This window comes from Hymenobacter taeanensis (assembly GCF_013137895.1).
Taxonomy (GTDB): Bacteria; Bacteroidota; Bacteroidia; order Cytophagales; family Hymenobacteraceae; genus Hymenobacter; species Hymenobacter taeanensis.
In genome coordinates this window covers 1,880,188-1,895,904 of record NZ_CP053538.1, presented here as the reverse complement: position 1 = coordinate 1,895,904, position 15,717 = coordinate 1,880,188, and the positions used below count along the sequence as shown (strand labels likewise).

Here is a 15,717-nt window from a genome sequence, read left to right as displayed (position 1 = left end):
ACTTCTACATTCCTCCCCCGCATGCCTACCGCCCCGGCCCCGGCCGTAACGTCCGCTCCTGGCTCCCCGACCGTGGCCCCACCGCCGCCCCACCGCACGCCGGCCTCAGCCTGGGTGCTGCTGATTGTTTTGGCTACTATTTGGGGCACTTCGTTTATTTTGATGAAGAAGGGGTTGGTAGTCTTTTCAGCCCTGGAGCTAGGGGCCACGCGGGTGAGCGTAGCGGCACTACTGCTGCTGCCATTTGCCCTAAAGCATATTGGCAAAGTAGAGCGCAGCCGGTTTAAGTGGCTGGTGCTGAGCGGCGTGGTGGGCACGCTCATTCCGGCCTTCCTGTTTGCTTACGCGGAAACCCGAATGGCTTCTGGCCTAGCGGGAGTACTAAATGCGCTTACGGCAGTTTTTACCCTGGTGGTAGGCGCGGCCTTCTTTGGGCAGAAGCTGACTGGCCTACGAGTGTTTGGCATAGGCCTAGGCCTGGCCGGTACCGTAGTGCTCATGCTGCTGGGTGGCAGCGGCGGGGATGCTACGCCAAGTGGCGAAAGTAATGCTTGGTATGGACTATACATTGTACTGGCCACGTTGGGCTACGGCTTCAGCGTCAACATTATCAAGCACCACTTCAATGGTATTCCTTCGGTAGCAATTACCGGGCTCTTGCTGCTGTTCATTGGCGGGCCGGCCTTGGCATACCTGCTGCTGGGCACCCAGTTCCTGCATAAGCTGGCTACCGTGCCCGGCGCCTGGACGGCCTTCGGCTATATCGCGCTGCTAGCTACCATGAGCACGGCCGTAGCCATGGTGCTGTTCAACAAGCTCATCCAAAGCTCCACGGCGCTATTTGCAGCTTCCAATACCTATTTAGTGCCCATTATGGCCCTCGGATGGGGTTTGCTTGATGGCGAGCAGTTCAACCTCTGGCACCTGCTGGGTATGCTCATTATCCTGGTCAGCGTAGCCATCATCCACCGGGCGAAGTAAGTTAGGTTATGAAGTGAAGAGGTGAACTGTAACAGGCATGAAATAGAACGTTGTGCGGAGTGTAGTGCAGGATAACGTGCTTCTTTTTTCACCTCATCACTCCTGTACCTCGTCACCAATAAATACATACGGCCAGTCGTGAAACCGCTCGGGTAGAGCTAGGCGCTGGGGGTGGCCTAGTAGATACTGCCGGATGCGGTCAAGTTCGACGGCATCCAGCACGGGTAGCTCATGGAAGCCGGTTTGCCAGAAATCAGCTTCGGGTGGGAGCTGGCCGCGTAACAGGCGCCGGGCCTGGGCAGCAGTGCGCTGGTGGAGCAGCTCTACCGTTTTGTACAATGACACCGACTGGCCTAGCGGCAGGTGTAGCACCGCGTGCAAGTGATTAGGAAGCACCACGAAGCATGGCACCCGCAGCCCCTGCTCCTCCAGCATCAGCAATTCCCCGGCTACCATTTCGGCCAACTTTTCCTTTGTTAGATAGTCTGGTCCTACGGTGCGGGCGTCTAGCAGAGCATCGAACCCGGCGAAGAACTGCTTCTCGGCACGGCGGTGCGCTTCCGCAGAAGCAGCGGCTTGTTTGGCAGCTATGTGCTGGGCGTGCAGTTCGCGAGCGGCTTTTTGCGGCACGGAGCCGGCCAGGCGGAGCGTGAGTAGCATGGTTTCGCCGGGAGGAAGCACGGTTGTTCTGGTAAGGGTTCCCGCAGAGGTGCGCAGAGGATTTCGCAGAGGGCGCTGAGCTGTTTTGGGTTAGATCGGGCGCAGAATGCCGTTTACTTCTTCAATCTCACCTCGTTCCAATAGGCCAGTAAGGGCAGGTTCTAGCTGTTGGCGCATATCGTCGGAGAGGCGGCTGAAGCCCAGCAGGCGGACGGTGGGCAGAAACACCGCCTCGCGGGGTAGGGCGAAGCTTTGCTCTACTACGGTGCGCAGGGCGCGAGCCAGCTCCTCGGGGGCTACAAAGGGTAGCTTGCGCGAAATGGCGGGCAGGTTGCTTCGGTCGCGCAGGGGCGGTTGCTGCATGCTGATGTCCCAGAGGAAGTCGCCCTGCTGGCGCAGGTGGCGCAGGTTAGTAGCCAGCAGCGCCGCATCGCGGCCGGCTTTACGCATGCGGGCTCCAACTTGGGTGGCACCGCTGGCTTGGGCCAAGCGGCGGGTGGCTTCGTCGAGATGAATCGGGCTTTCTATCCGAACTATCTGGGTGAGCCAGTTGGCTAACTGGCCTAGGCTGTGCTGGTGCAGCTCGCGGTGGCCTACGGCGGCCGGTAGCTGCGCCACTTGGTAGGGCTCGGCCATGGTTTGGGTGGCGGAAAGCTCTTCGCGCTCAATACTGGCACCGGTGGCTTCCAGTGCTGCTTCGGTTTCTTCTGGCTCGTCGGAGTCATCCTGGGCGGCGCGGCGGCGGGCTTCTTCGATGGCCTGCACCACGCGTTCCGTTTCGCGCTGTGGATCCCGAAACCAGTCGGTGCTCCAGATGCGGTGCAGGCGCCAGCCCACGGCCTCCAGCACCTGCTGGCGCAGCCGGTCCCGGTCGCGGGCCGAGCGGGCCGAGTGGTACATGGCCCCGTCGCACTCAATACCCAGCACGTAGCGGCCGGGCTGATCGGGGTCTACTACCGCTAAATCAATGTAAAAGCCCTGGCTGCCGATTTGGGGGCGCACGGTATAGCCATGGGCGGTGAGGGCCCGGTACACCGCTTCCTCAAACGGCGACTCCATTTCGCGGCCGGTTTCTTCGTTCTGGTTCAGGCGCCCGTGCTGAGCGAAGTTCAGGAAGGTCTTGAGCGCGGCCACGCCCTTAGCGCGGGTACGCGTAAGGTCCAGATCATCGGCGGTGAGGTTGGTGAATACCTCGCAGCGCTGCTTGGCCCTGGTGATAAGCACGTTCAGCCGCCGTTCACCCCCTTCCCCATTCAAAGGCCCGAAGCTCATGGTCAGGTAGCCCTCTTTGGTACGCCCGTAGCCTACGCTAATCAGGATAACGTCGCGCTCATCACCCTGCACGTTTTCCAGGTTCTTGATGAAGAAGGGCTCGTGGGGGTGGCGGTTAAAAAAGGCCTCGGTTTCGGGGTGCTGGCGGCGCAGCTTTTCCAGGGCGTCCTGAATGGCCTGGCGCTGCGCCGTACTGAAGGCTACTACACCCAACGTGAGGCGCGGCGTAGTGCGGGCGTGGTGCAACACGGCTTCTGCCACGGCCTGCGCCTCCAGCGGGTTTGTGCGCGTGGTACCCCGCTCATAGTGCGTAGTGGGCAAGTGATGATACACCAACCCCAGCTGTCCTTGCCCGCCCGGACTAGGAAAAATTACCAGTTTGTCTTCGTAAGACAGGTGGTTGGAGGCCGCAATCAGCGACTGGTGTAGGCTCCGGTAGTGCCAGCGCAACATCCGCTCGGGCATCTGGCGGGCTTTGCACAGCTCCAGAATACTCTGGATGTCAGCCGTCACATTTTCCTCGTCGGCTTCTTCCCCGCTACCAGTCAGTGAGTCGAAAAAGGATGTGGGCGGCAGCTGTTTAGAGTCGCCGACTACTACCAACTGCTTACCCCGCGCAATAGCCCCCAGCGCGTCTACGGGCTTCACCTGCGAAGCTTCGTCGAACACCACCAAATCAAACTCCACTGCTCCCGGGGGCAGATAATTGGCTACCGACAGCGGTGACATCATGAACACCGGCTTAATAGCCTGCACGGCTCGCCCGGCTTGCTGCATAAGCTTGCGCAGGGGCAAATGGCGAGTCTTTTTAGCAAATTCATTGCGTAGCAAGAGCATTTGCCCACCCGCCTGCGGGTGCGGCAAACCTTCATAATGCTGGCGCAGGGCCCGAATGCGGTTGTGGTAGAGCGAGTCCTGATCGGCCTGACGGAAGCGGGCGGCGGTTTCCTCGTGGCTGGCCCGCTCAAATTGCCGGAGGGCGGGGTGCTGCTTGTAGGCTTGGCGCTGCAGGTGCTCAAGCCAGGTTTGGCGCACGGCTGCAGCCAGTAACCGTGGGGCATGGGGCCAGCTTTCGGCCAGCAGCAGAAGCTCCGGCAGCTGCTCAGTTTGCACGGCTGCGGCTACGTTGTTCCACTCGGTAGTCAGGCGCAAGGCGGGTACGTCGGCAGCCCAGGCGGCTAAAATGCGCTGCTGAGTTTCAAACGGCTGAAACTGCAACCGACCCGCCGGCCCAAAGCGGCGCATTTCATTAAGCTGCAGCGCATCGGCTACAGCCTGCACAGTTGTTCTGTGCAGTACTAGGGCAGTTTCTAGAGCTGCCAGTGGCTCTACTATCTCACCAGGGTTAGTTTCGCCTTGCAGATAGGCCAGTAAAGCGCCCGGCAACTCACCGCGAGCAATCCGCTGATGCGTGAGAGTTAAATACGCCTGCGTTTTGAGCAGCGTAGGCCAGTCGGAACGTTCTCCCTGCCAGCTCACCCCAAAGAGCTGCTGACCTAGGCCACTTATTTCTGTTATGGCTTTAGCGTAGCGGGCAGCTTCATGAATAGCATCGATGACCGTGATTATTCCGCTTGACTCTTTGGGTAACGGGCCACGCCAGAAGCTCTGAAGGCGCTTGCGGGCCCGCCGGTATTCACCGCTGAGGAAGTTCCACCACTTGTCGCCGGCGGCAAGCAGGGCCGCGCGCTCCATGAGCAGCTGCTGGTCCCAGGCTTCGGGCAATAAGGTAGCCTCGTGTTGCTGGCGGAGGGCTTTGTAGGCTAGTCCGGCCGCTAAACCTTCTTGAATATGGCTGGCTTGCTGGAGCCAGGCTACATCTGCTACGGCCGCTCCAGGCAGAGGTGGCGCCAGCTGGGCGTGGCGGGCAGCCGGTAAAAGCTGCTCAGCCGCCGTACGCTCCTCGGGAACAGGCAACCCGAGTTGTTCTGCCAGAGCTTGAGCCGCGGCCTGCAAGCTGGCCACAGCGGCCTGCGCTGCGTCGAGCCGGGCAGCTAGCGCCGCTTGCTCGGCGGGCAGCAGCACCGTTAGCTCACTGCCCCAAAACAGCAACTCTTTGGGCGAGCCTAGTTTCTGCAACGTTGCCTGCAGGCGGGCGGCCAGGGCCTCGGTGTGGGCAGCGGCGGCATCAGTCCAGTTGGTTAGGTCAGAAAACGCAATACGCGGCAGCTCCGTTGGGCCGCGCTCGTCGGCCAGGCGCAATAGTTCACCGGCAACCTGCTGGGCGGTGCGGCGGCTGCGGCCGATGGGCGCATTCACAGCCAAAGCGTAGTCGTTGAGGGCTTGGCGGTAGCGGGGCAGCTGGGCCATCTGGTCCTCCACGTTGGCCACGGCAGCGGGGCGACCCAGGCTTAGGGTCTGGCGCAGCTCGTCGTGCAGGGCTTTTTTGTTGGCCTTGTGGCTATGTAGCTCCAGGCAGGCCGCGCCCAGGCCCAGGGCATCTAAGCGGCGCTTTACCACCTCCAAAGCGGCCATCTTTTCTGCTACAAACAACACCTTCTTGCCTGCCCCAATGGCTTCCGCCAGCAGGTTGGCAATGGTCTGCGACTTCCCGGTGCCGGGCGGGCCCTGCACTACCAGGTTACGTCCTTCCTGCACCGCCAGCAGCGCCAGCAGTTGGGAGCTGTCGGCATCCAGTACTTGGTGCAGCTCGTGGGCGGTGCTTTCGTTGTCGAGAAAGGCGGTGTCGCTCACCGTGGGGGCCGCGTCGTGGAAACCGGTGGCCGTGCCCAGGAGTGCCTCAATGGCCGGATGGTCGAGCAGAGTGGCACCTCCAGGCCAGGTGGCAGGGTCCAGGTCGCGGTAAAGCATGAACTTACCGAAGGAGAAGAAGCCCAGCGCAATGCGGTTGGGCTCTACCTGCCAGCGCGGAAACCCGGCCACGCCAGCGCCCACGGCGGCATAGTAGTCGGGCAGCGCCGTTTCCTCCTCCAGCGGCGGCAGCACCACCCCAAAGCCAGCCTTCAGCTTGGTTTGCAAGGACAGGTTACTCTCAATTTCGGCTCCGGTGTAGCGTAGCTTAAACCGCTCGGCTGCGGTGCCACGCTCCAGCAGTACGGGTACCAGCACCAGCGGCGCTTGGCGAGCCTCCTCGCTGCTCTCGGCCTCGTACCAGGTCAGCATGCCCAGTGCCAGGTATAGAATGTTCACGCCCTGCTCTTCCAGGCTGGTTCGGGCGGTGTAATAGGTGTTGAGCAAGCGGCTCTCCAGCTTAACCAGCGGCTCAGCGGTTTGCAGCTTATTATCGGTAAGCAAGGCCTGGCGCTCCTCCGCGGTAATCTCCGGCAGCGGCGTAACGGCAGCGGCTTCTTCCGCGGCGGATTCACCAAGCGGTTCAGTAGTAGCAGAAAGTATATTCTTACGAGGCTCCGGGGCGGCCTGGAAGTACATAGTTTTCCCCTGGCTCACCAGCACCTCATATACCAGCGCAGCGTCTTCCTGCACTACGGCCACGCCCTGGGCTTTGGAAAGCCGAAAGTTAAGCAGCGGATTACGCAGACCCAGGTCTAGCAGCTCCTGACGGGAGGCCTCCAGGCGGGCAGCAAGGGAAATGGTAGTGGATTGCGTAGGGGTAGCAGGAAAAACCGAAGAATCTGAGTCCATAAGAATTGCCGAGGGAGGGATACAGCAGCAGAGCATTCAAGTTACAGCCATGAGCTTCGCGGAACAACTTTCAACCGCCTTGGTCGCAACACCAAACGCCCCGGCTACTTGATTAGCAACCGGGGCGTTTGGGTAGGCAAAGCGACTTGCTGAGCAGGGCCTAGGCTAGCTTAGACGGGCGCCGTTTGGCGCTAGTCGTAACCCCAGCTTGCTGTTTTTGAAGCCGTAGTTGAAGTACAGCGCCAGCCCGATAATCAGCCAGCCAAAGAACAACAGCCAGTTGTTGATGCCGAGCTGGGTCATGAGGTAGAGGTTGGTGAGCAAGCCCAGCACCGGCAGCAGCGAAAGACGCTTGCGGAACGACAGCCACGCCAGCAAAAAGCAAAACCCAAAGAACACCAGCATCGGGATGTAGTGGCGGCCTTCCTCGTAGCCGCTGCTTAGCGCCTGCTGAAATTCCTGAATACCCGCCTGATTATAGAGGAACAGCAGCACGGCACCCACTATCAGCACCAGTGGCACCAGAAACTGCCCATTGATGTAGGGCACCTTAAACCGGGCATTCGACTGGCCTAGCGGGTCAATAATCAGAATACCGCCGCACACCAGCGCAAACGCAAACAGAGTACCGATACTCGTCAGGTCGATTACCAGGTCCATATTCAGCAGCATGGCCGGCACGCCTACAAAGAAGCCCGTGACGATGGTGCTGAACGAGGGTGTGTGAAACTTGGGGTGCACCCGCGAGAATACGGGGGGCAGCAATCCGTCGCGCGACATGGTCATCCAGATGCGGGGCTGCCCAATCTGGAACACCAGCAGCACCGAGGCCATGGCCAGCACCGCCGACACGGCTACCACGCCGCCCAGCCACTTCACCCCTACTTTATTGAATACGTAGGCCAGGGGGTCGCCGACGGCCAGCTCCTTGTAGTTCACCATGCCCGTGAGTACCAGCGTGATAATCACGTAGAGAATGGTGCAGATGATGAGGGCGTAAATCATAGCCCGGGGCAGGTCACGCTGGGGATTTTTACACTCTTCCGCCGTGGTCGAAATAGCATCGAAACCGATGTACGCGAAGAACACTGCCGATACTCCTTTGAGTACCCCGCCAATGCCGTTTGGGGCGAAAGGGCTCCAGTTTTCGGGCTGCACGTAGAAGGCACCTACCAAAATTACCACGGCCACCACCACTAACTTCAGGGCAACCAGCAGGTTAGAGGCATTTTTAGATTCCTTGATGCCCACGTACACCAGCGCCGTAATGGCCAGGGTAATGAGGCCAGCGGGCAGGTCGAGGACGAGGCGTAGGCCACCCGGCAGCTCCGGAGCCGCGCTCCAGGCCCGGTAGCCTTCCAGCTGCGCCGCCGAGGCGTCGGCCAGCGGCTTACCCGACTGCATCAGCTCCAGCACTTCATTGTAGTGTTTATGAGCACTTTGCATCCCCATGGTTAGCCAGATGGGTACGTTAACTCCTATACCTTGTAGTAAGCCGGTAAAGTAATCTGACCAGGATATGGCTACCACAATGTTGCCCACCGCATACTCCATAATCAGGGCCCAGCCGATAATCCAGGCGGCCAGCTCCCCGAAGGAGGCATAGGCATAGGTATAGGCCGAGCCGCTTACTGGGATGGTAGCCGCAAACTGCGCGTAGCACAGGGCCGAGAAGGCGCAGGCAATAGCCGTAAATACAAACAGCAGCGACACGGCCGGCCCACCGTCGTGTGAGGCGTTGCCAATGGTGCTGAAGATACCGGCCCCAATTACGGCCGCAATGCCCAGCGAAGTCAGGTCGCGGACGGTGAGGTGACGCTCTAGGCCACCATGGCTGTGGCCTTCGGCGTCGGCGGGTGGGTTGTGCAGAATATCGTCGAGGCTTTTGCGGCGAAACAGGCCGCTGAGGCGCGAGGGCGGAAGAGGTGTAGACAAGGGGCTGATGTGAGAGGTTAAGGGGGCAAAAGATACAGAATAATGCGTGGGGCTGCACGCCGCTAGGTGTAACGGCCCTCTTAACCAAGGGGTAAACCTGTAGGCTTTCTTCCTTTTTTCGAAGAAATTTCTCCGCCCTTATGGAAAGTGGCCTAGCGTAGCATCAACACAGCAAAACCAACCCGCTGCTGTATGCCTACTCGCTCTACCCTCTCTATTCCGAAGCCCTGCCACGAGAACTGGCAGACGATGACGCCCGCCGCCCAGGGCCGCCACTGCGCTGCCTGTGATAAAGTAGTAGTTGATTTTACCCGCATGACAGATGCCGAGATTGTAGCCTTTCTAGGGCAGTCGGCGGGTAAAAGTTGCGGACGTTTTCGGGCTGATCAATTGAACCGGACGTTGGGGATAGTAGCACCGGCGTCAGATACAATGTGGCGTGGGCGCTGGATGGCGCTGGTAGCGTTGATAGGCCTAGGCGCAGCCGCAGCACCCATAGCAGTTGCTCAACAGGCACCCCCCGTCCGGATACAACGAAGTATTACCTTAGGCATGGTGGCTCAGCCGGCTTTCTCAACCCCGACTCTGTCACTTCCGCCACTTATGGTGCGCGGCCGTATCCTTGACCACTCCTCGGCCACCGCGCTACCCGGCGTAACGGTGCTGCTCAAAGGTACAACCGTGGGTACCTCCACGAATAGTGATGGAACGTTTGAGCTACTTCTGCCTGCCGGGCAATTGGGCCCCATTCTGCTTTCTATTCACAGTGTTGGCTTTGTCACCAAGGAAGTAATAGCCAATCCTGAAGAACCACTCCATCTTTCTTTGGACGCAGATGTCAAGGGAGAGTTTGAAAGTTGGTACTCGCCCCGCAGCCTTTGGTACCGCCTCACCCGGCCCTTTCGGCAGCTCTAAGCTAGTGGCCTAGCAAACCTTTTGCCCTAGAAAAGCCTTATTCCGGGGTATGAAGCATAGTATTCTGGCCTTTCTGATTCTGCTGTTTGCAGCCGCCGGCTGCGCCCTCAAGCCTACCAATAAGTACGACGTCTTCAACGAGCGGGCTCAACTGCCCCTGGAGGAAGCCGTGCACAAGCAAAACTCCCTGGAGTGGTGGTACTTCACCGGCCACCTGCGCGATAAAGTTACCGGCGAGGTGTTCGGGGTGGAGTACGTGTTCTTCCACTTCAACCTGACCGGCAAAAAGGACTGGCAGATGGTCAACTTCGCCATCTCCGACCCCAAAACCCAGGAATTTCGCTATGACTATAAAGTAGAGCGCCTACCTCAGCTCCTGCCCGAAAGCCTGCCTATCAACCTAGCCACCCAAAAACAGGCTCAGCGCTGGACGCTGACTGGCCAGGAGGGTAGCTACCATCTGCAGGCTCGCATGGCCGCGCACAAAGGTCACGCCATCAACCTTACTACCACACCTGCTAAACCGGTGCTCTTGCATGGTGGCACGGGCTACGAGAAGTACGGCCCCGTGGCGCAGGCCGGCTACTACAGCTACCCGCGCATGACGGCCACCGGCACTATTGAAATCAACGGCAAAGAGCGCCAGGTAGAAGGAGAGCTGTGGTATGACCGCCAGTGGAACTGCAACAGCGTCACCACCAAAGACATTGGTTGGGATTGGTTCAGCATTCAGCTCGATGAACCCCGGGAGGAAATTATGGCCTACCAGCTCTACAACAAAGCTACTGGCCAGAACATTGGCGGCGGCTCGCACTACGGCACCCAAGCTCAGAACACCCACCTCGACCAAAAAGACTTCGAGCTCGAGCCCCTGGCCTACTGGACCAGCCCCCACTCCAAGCAGCGTTACCCCAGCAAGTGGCGCCTGCGCATCCCCGCCCAGGGCTACGATCTTACCATCACGCCCCTTATTCCTGATCAGGAATTAACGCTAAAGCTCTTTGCCGGCATCAAAATGCACTATTGGGAAGGTATGTGTCGTGTAGAGGGCACCCACCACGGCAAACCAGTAACCGGCAACAGCTACGTGGAAATCACCAACCGCGCAGAGGTAAAGAAAGCCCGTGAGGCAGCGGAGGAAGTAACGGCTAAGGAGTAAGAAGGCCCTTACCTTCTTTTAACTGAAGGCAGCATAATTCATATTTTTTCTATGAAGCCCCAATAAGACACGGCTACAACGAAAGCTGTCATCAGAAATAATAGAAACAGTCCGCTTACATCAAATCCTTGAATAGCAAAAACCTCAGGTCTTTTAGCTGAATACAGAATATCTACTTTTTCGCCAACCCGGAAATAGTCGCCAACTTCTTCAGCGCCGTAGAGACTTTTTGCTCTGACTGACTTCCCTTGAATTGTGGTAAAAGCTACCATTAGATAATATACCGTGCCGTCGCCTGAATCAGAGCGTATTATCTCGACAATAGTGCCAACTGTTCGAATTCCGTGTAGTTGCAAGTAAGTCAGCCGATAAGCTAACCAAACAAATAGTGCGACAAACACACCAGTTCCTATATATACCATAGCTATAGGCTAATATCTATTTCAGACACATGTAAAACTTTTAGGTAAGTTTTACCCATTCAAAATCAGGCGGAACGTAGTGCCGCGGCCTACCTCGCTCCACTTCACAAAGAGGCGGCCTTCGTGGTAGTTCTCAATAATTCGTTTGGCTAGCGCTAGGCCTAGGCCCCAACCGCGCTTTTTGGTAGTGTAGCCGGGCAAGAATACACTTTCCATCTTGCTCTTCGAGATGCCTTTGCCGGTGTCCGTTATATCAATGGCAATCTGGGACTTGTTGCGGACGGGACGGCGCAGGTGAATGGTGATGCTGCCCCGGCCGTCCATGGCGTCTACGGCGTTCTTGCAGATGTTTTCAATCACCCAATCATAAAGCGGGATGTTGACCTTGGCGGGCGTGTCGCGGGGCAGGTCAGTCTTGATTTCGAACACTACTTTCTTCGACACGCGGCTTTGCAGGTAAGCAATAGCGTTTTCGGTTACGCGCAGGATGTTCTCGTCGTTGAGGACCGGCACGGAGCCGATGTTGCTGAAGCGCTCCGTGATAATCTGCAGGCGGCGTACGTCCTTGCCCAACTCCTCCACAATGGGCTCGTGCCGGAAGCGCTCCGACTCACTCAAGTAGCTCTGCCAAGCCATCAGGCTGCTTAGTGGGGTGCCCAGCTGATGAGCGGTTTCCTTGGCTAGGCCTACCCACACCCGGTTCTGCTCTGCACGCCGCGAGTAGCTGAAGGCGAAATAGGCTATAACTCCCAAGCAACCAATGATGGCTAGTTGTACGAGTGGATAGTACCGCAACTGGGTCAGCAACGACGACTCTTTATAGTATAAGTAGTTACGAAGACCCGCTCCTATTTCAATCACGATGGGTGGGTGCTGCTGCTTCATCGTTTCAATCTCCCGGTGCAAGTAGGCAATGGAAGCCTGCTCGCTTAGCCCCTTCGGAATGTTCACGTTATGCGCATCCACAATGTTGTTGTCGCCGTCGGCCAGAATCACCGGAATTGTGTTGTTGGCATCAATGATTTCCGTCATCAGAAACGACACGTTTGACTCCTCTTCGGTGTTAATCAGGTAGCGCTGGGTTTTGGCGTAGAGGTCAATCTGCTTTTGCTCCCGCTCAGAAAGGCGCTGCACCAGAATGTTGGTGTAGATAACCGTTGCGGCCCCAATCAGCAGAGCCACGCCCACAATGACGAGCTTAATACGGGATTTTTGGTCGTAGATCGGAAGCACAGATGAGAGAGCGGAATAGAGAATCAGAACGGCAACCGTCCGCAACGAAGATACGGACGGCTTGCCTTACTGGCTGAAATCTATGATGAAGCCTAATTTTTTGCCTTTTTCTGATATACTTCCCAAACTGGCAAAATGATTTTTATCAGTTTGGATCGTCAAAGTACCCTGTTAAACCGTCTAAACTGCCTTTTCAACGTGAATAGTACCCGCCTCGAACCCTAGCTGAGTATCAACTGTTTCACACTAGTGATTTGTAGCGTATTTTTGCCTCCCGTTTATCGCACTAGCACCAGCTATGCTCCAACCATTCAAGGCCGTTAGTCTTTCCTTCAAAAAAGCTCCCCTAGAAATTCGGGAGCTGATTGCATTGGACGAGGCTGCCTGTCGCCGATTCCTGCATACCCTCCACCACGAGCTAGGCCTCTCCGACCTGCTTGTGCTGAGCACCTGTAACCGCACGGAAGTTTATTACTCCGCAGAGCGCGACCAAAGCCCCACTATCATTGAGGCCTTGGGTGAGCTCAAGGGATTGGCTGATATCAGCCAGTACTTCCCCTATTTCGATATTCTTGATGAGCACACTAGCGCCGTGCGCCACCTCTTTGAGGTGGCGATGGGACTTGATGCTCAGGTTGTTGGTGACCTCCAGATTAGCAACCAGGTAAAGCAGGCCTATCAGTGGTCGGCTGATGAGGATGCGGCGGGGCCGTTCCTGCACCGGGTGCTGCATACCGTTTTCTTCACCAACAAGCGCGTACAGCAGGAAACCTCATTCCGTGATGGGGCTGCCTCTACCTCATACGCCGCGCTGGAGCTGGTAGAAGAGTTAACCGGCGATGTGGCTAACCCCCGCGTGCTAGTAGTAGGTCTGGGCGAAATTGGCGCCGACGTTTGCCGCCACCTCGGCGACAGCAAGCTCTTCACCGACGTGACCATCTGCAACCGCACCCGCTCTAAGGCGGAGGCGCTGGCCGAAGAGTGCGGCCTGAAGGTGCTCGACTTCGAGAACTTGGTGCCGGGCATGAAGGAGGCCGACGTTATCATTTCTAGCATCTCTCGCTCTGAGCCGTTCTTCACCACTGAAATGGTGGAGCGCCTGGATGTATTGAATTATAAGTTCTTTATTGACCTTTCCGTGCCCCGTAGCATTGAGGCTGATGTGGAGAATGTACCGGGCGTGCTCGTTTACAACATCGACGCCATTCATAGCAAGGCCTCGGCCGCGCTAGAGCGCCGCCTGGCTGCCGTGCCGCAGGTGCGGGCTATCATTGAGGAAAGCCTGGCCGGTTTGCAAGACTGGACCAAGGAGATGATGGTGTCGCCTACCATTCAGAAACTAAAGAACGCCCTGGAGCAGATTCGTCTCGAGGAAATGGATCGGTTCCAGAAGAAGATGACGCCCGAAGAAGCCCGCCGCGTTGACGACATCACGAAGTCGTTGATGCAGAAGGTACTCAAGCTGCCGGTACTACAGCTTAAAGCTGCCTGCAAGCGCGGCGAGGCCGACCAGCTCATCGACGTACTCACCGACCTCTTTGACCTGGAGCGCCAGCCCGACCTGGCATAGGCCCGTCATTCGGCGCCCTCACAACGCCAGACGTACTATAAACACAACAAAGCCCGCCGGATAAGCATCCGGCGGGCTTTGTTGTGTAGGCTAGCTGAAAACCCACAGACGCACGCCTATAACATGGCGTAGGTCTCCTCCCTTACATGGAGTCGCAGCAATCCTCAAGCGAGTCGATTACATCGAGCAGCTTTGGGATGGAGAGGGAGTAGTAAATTTTAGTACCCACTTTGAAAGACGACAAAATGCCGCGGTCTTTCAGAGTGATGAGGTGCTGAGAGGCAATAGCCTGGGGCAAATCGAGGGAACGATAGATTTCCGTAACGGTCATCTTCTCCTCTTTACCGAGCAGGTCTACAATAGCTAAACGCTTGGGATGAGCCAACACTTTCAGCATGGCGGCGGCCTTGTCTACCTTTTTTGATTCTACGCGGGCAAGCAATGGTTTCATAAAGAAGTTACAACGGTGGTTGTTCGGGAGAGGGGTATTCAGGAATATCGGTAATACGATATTCAGGGGCATGTAAGTTCCTTATCAACGTATTGGCACCCGAAATAATTTGCAAATGCAGGAATATTGTACCTCGTACTCTTTGTACGGTCTGGTATTGCTCAAGGACGAACCGGCTTGCGAAGGGCTGCTTACCTTTGCGGCATTATTCCCCACCCCACCTTGCATAGCGCATGAAAGAACTCCTGGCTAAATTTGAAAATAAACGTCCTGAAATCGTTTTTGAGTGGAAAGATTCTGAAACCGAGGCCGAAGGCTGGGTTGTCATTAACTCCTTACGCGGCGGGGCAGCCGGGGGCGGTACGCGCATGCGCAAAGGCCTTGATAAGCGCGAAGTAGAAAGCCTGGCCAAGACCATGGAGGTGAAGTTTACCGTTTCGGGCCCGGCCATCGGGGGAGCCAAATCCGGTATCAACTTCGACCCCCAGGACCCCCGCAAGCGGGGCGTGCTGGAGCGCTGGTACCGAGCCGTTATTCCGCTGCTCAAGAACTACTACGGCACCGGCGGCGACCTGAACGTAGACGAGATTCACGACGTAATTCCTATCACTGAAGATTATGGCCTGTGGCATCCGCAGGAGGGAATCGTGAATGGGCACTACCACGCTACTGAACCTCAGAAGATTCAGAAGCTAGGCCAGTTGCGCCAGGGCGTAGTGAAAGTGCTGGAAGATGCTACCTTCTCTCCCGACCTGAGCCGCAAGTACACCGTAGCCGACCTGATTACGGGCTACGGCGTGGCCGAAGCCGTGCGCCACTACTATGAACTGTGGGGCGGCCGCTCCGTAGCGGGCAAGCGGGCCATCATCCAGGGCTGGGGCAACGTGGGAGCCGCGGCAGCCTACTACCTGGCCACTCAGGGTGCCCGTATTACCGGCATTATTGATCGGGCGGGTGGCCTGCTCAAAGAAGAGGGCTTCTCGCTGGAAGAAATTCGGGCGCTGTTCCTCAACCGCGAAGGCAATGCTCTGACCGCCGCTAACCTGCTTTCCTTCGACGAAATCAACCAACGCGTGTGGTCTTCGGGCGCTGAGATTTTCATTCCGGCCGCAGCTTCCCGTTTAGTTACTCGCGGTCAGGTTGACGAGTTGGTGGCAGGTGGCCTAGAAGTTATTTCCTGCGGCGCCAACGTGCCATTCCAGGACCCCGAAATATTCTTTGGCCCCACCGGCGAGTTTGCCGATGACCATACCAGCGTTATCCCCGACTTTATTGCCAACTGCGGCATGGCCCGGGTATTTGCCTATCTGATGGAGTCGAACGCTGAAATCACCGACCAGGCCATCTTCCAGGATACTTCCCGCATCATCCGCTCGGCGCTGGAGCGTACCCGCCACCAGAGCGACTCCCGCACGGGTATCGCGCAGAAGTCGTTCGAAATGGCGTTGCGCCAATTGGTGTAGTTGAAATTTGGGGTTTAGAGTCTAGGAGTTTGGCTAGTTATTATGCCCGTGGG

11 protein-coding genes are annotated in these 15,717 nt (G+C 57.4%); 5 read left to right on the top strand and 6 right to left on the bottom strand.

The genetic code is table 11. The features are described 5' to 3' along the window. Positions 1 to 21: 21 nt before the first annotated feature. Positions 22 to 981 (top strand): DMT family transporter, encoded by a 960-nt coding sequence (locus HMJ29_RS08110; protein ID WP_171590999.1) that lies wholly within the window; start codon positions 22 to 24, stop codon positions 979 to 981. A gap of 96 nt (positions 982 to 1,077) precedes the next feature. Here HMJ29_RS08110 and HMJ29_RS08105 read toward each other — a convergent pair whose 3' ends face one another. The 3 genes from HMJ29_RS08105 to HMJ29_RS08095 all read right to left on the bottom strand — a co-directional run bounded on the left by HMJ29_RS08105 (position 1,078) and on the right by HMJ29_RS08095 (position 8,451). Further along, positions 1,078 to 1,662, bottom strand: coding sequence for a transposase (locus HMJ29_RS08105; protein ID WP_171590998.1), 585 nt, complete (start codon positions 1,660 to 1,662; stop codon positions 1,078 to 1,080). Positions 1,663 to 1,731: 69 nt separating this feature from the next. Beyond that, positions 1,732 to 6,516, bottom strand: a complete 4,785-nt coding sequence (proA, locus tag HMJ29_RS08100) for an anti-phage protein ProA (RefSeq protein WP_171590997.1) — start codon at positions 6,514 to 6,516, stop codon at positions 1,732 to 1,734. A gap of 165 nt (positions 6,517 to 6,681) precedes the next feature. Beyond that, the gene (locus HMJ29_RS08095) at positions 6,682 to 8,451 is read right to left on the bottom strand and encodes an amino acid permease (protein WP_171590996.1); all 1,770 of its coding nucleotides are present in this window, start codon (positions 8,449 to 8,451) and stop codon (positions 6,682 to 6,684) included. 192 nt (positions 8,452 to 8,643) lie between these two features. On the opposite strand from HMJ29_RS08095, the gene HMJ29_RS08090 reads away from it, so the two are divergent. Both HMJ29_RS08090 and HMJ29_RS08085 read left to right on the top strand, forming a co-directional pair. Then, positions 8,644 to 9,366: a carboxypeptidase-like regulatory domain-containing protein gene (locus HMJ29_RS08090; protein WP_171590995.1), complete on the top strand. Its 723-nt coding sequence runs from the start codon at positions 8,644 to 8,646 to the stop codon at positions 9,364 to 9,366. Between the two features lie 49 nt (positions 9,367 to 9,415). Next, positions 9,416 to 10,525, top strand: a complete 1,110-nt coding sequence (locus HMJ29_RS08085) for a lipocalin-like domain-containing protein (protein WP_171590994.1) — start codon at positions 9,416 to 9,418, stop codon at positions 10,523 to 10,525. Between the two features lie 38 nt (positions 10,526 to 10,563). On the opposite strand, the gene HMJ29_RS08080 is transcribed toward HMJ29_RS08085, so the two are convergent. After that, positions 10,564 to 10,947, bottom strand: coding sequence for a DUF3592 domain-containing protein (locus tag HMJ29_RS08080; protein WP_171590993.1), 384 nt, complete (start codon positions 10,945 to 10,947; stop codon positions 10,564 to 10,566). Positions 10,948 to 10,998: 51 nt separating this feature from the next. Next, positions 10,999 to 12,180 (bottom strand): ATP-binding protein, encoded by a 1,182-nt coding sequence (locus HMJ29_RS08075; RefSeq protein WP_171590992.1) that lies wholly within the window; start codon positions 12,178 to 12,180, stop codon positions 10,999 to 11,001. Positions 12,181 to 12,478: 298 nt separating this feature from the next. On the opposite strand from HMJ29_RS08075, the gene hemA reads away from it, so the two are divergent. After that, positions 12,479 to 13,750 (top strand): glutamyl-tRNA reductase, encoded by a 1,272-nt coding sequence (gene hemA / locus HMJ29_RS08070; protein WP_171590991.1) that lies wholly within the window; start codon positions 12,479 to 12,481, stop codon positions 13,748 to 13,750. A gap of 142 nt (positions 13,751 to 13,892) precedes the next feature. On the opposite strand, the gene HMJ29_RS08065 is transcribed toward hemA, so the two are convergent. After that, complete coding sequence (locus tag HMJ29_RS08065; protein WP_088845163.1) at positions 13,893 to 14,201, bottom strand: ArsR/SmtB family transcription factor; 309 nt, start codon at positions 14,199 to 14,201, stop codon at positions 13,893 to 13,895. 233 nt (positions 14,202 to 14,434) lie between these two features. Between HMJ29_RS08065 and HMJ29_RS08060 the strand changes: the two genes are divergently transcribed. After that, positions 14,435 to 15,664, top strand: coding sequence for a Glu/Leu/Phe/Val dehydrogenase dimerization domain-containing protein (locus tag HMJ29_RS08060; RefSeq protein WP_171590990.1), 1,230 nt, complete (start codon positions 14,435 to 14,437; stop codon positions 15,662 to 15,664). The last annotated feature ends 53 nt before the right edge of the window (positions 15,665 to 15,717 follow it).

Excerpts from the sequence above, each read along its gene's own strand:
- HMJ29_RS08090 (WP_171590995.1), top strand. The coding sequence starts at position 8,644 with ATGCCTACTCGCTCTACCCTCTCTATTCCGAAGCCCTGCCACGAGAAC.
- HMJ29_RS08110 (WP_171590999.1), top strand. The coding sequence starts at position 22 with ATGCCTACCGCCCCGGCCCCGGCCGTAACGTCCGCTCCTGGCTCCCCG.
- proA (WP_171590997.1), bottom strand. The coding sequence starts at position 6,516 with ATGGACTCAGATTCTTCGGTTTTTCCTGCTACCCCTACGCAATCCACT.
- hemA (WP_171590991.1), top strand. The coding sequence starts at position 12,479 with ATGCTCCAACCATTCAAGGCCGTTAGTCTTTCCTTCAAAAAAGCTCCC.
- HMJ29_RS08085 (WP_171590994.1), top strand. The coding sequence starts at position 9,416 with ATGAAGCATAGTATTCTGGCCTTTCTGATTCTGCTGTTTGCAGCCGCC.
- HMJ29_RS08065 (WP_088845163.1), bottom strand. The coding sequence starts at position 14,201 with ATGAAACCATTGCTTGCCCGCGTAGAATCAAAAAAGGTAGACAAGGCC.
- HMJ29_RS08080 (WP_171590993.1), bottom strand. The coding sequence starts at position 10,947 with ATGGTATATATAGGAACTGGTGTGTTTGTCGCACTATTTGTTTGGTTA.
- HMJ29_RS08060 (WP_171590990.1), top strand. The coding sequence starts at position 14,435 with ATGAAAGAACTCCTGGCTAAATTTGAAAATAAACGTCCTGAAATCGTT.